Genomic DNA, 255 nt, shown 5'->3' with positions numbered 1-255 from the left:
TACGGTGGCCGCAGAGAATAGGCCCAAGCGACTGTTTACCAAAAACATAGGTTTCTGCTAAGTCGCAAGACGATGTATAGGAGCTGACGCCTGCCCGGTGCTGGAAGGTTAAGGGGATCTGTTAGAGCAATCGAAGCAGTGAACTTAAGCCCCAGTAAACGGCGGCCGTAACTATAACGGTCCTAAGGTAGCGAAATTCCTTGTCGGGTAAGTTCCGACCCGCACGAAAGGCGTAACGATTTGGGCACTGTCTCA

Annotated in this window: 1 rRNA gene; it reads left to right on the top strand. The window is 51.8% G+C overall.

The window, feature by feature from the left end:
• Nucleotides 1-254, top strand: a 23S ribosomal RNA gene (locus IC213_RS20800); the annotation flags it as partial.
• Nucleotide 255: the final 1 nt, after the last annotated feature.

It is taken from the genome of Clostridioides sp. ES-S-0049-02 (genome assembly GCF_020658465.1).
Taxonomy (GTDB): Bacteria; Bacillota; Clostridia; order Peptostreptococcales; family Peptostreptococcaceae; genus Clostridioides.
This window is presented reverse-complemented; position numbering and strand designations above follow the sequence as displayed.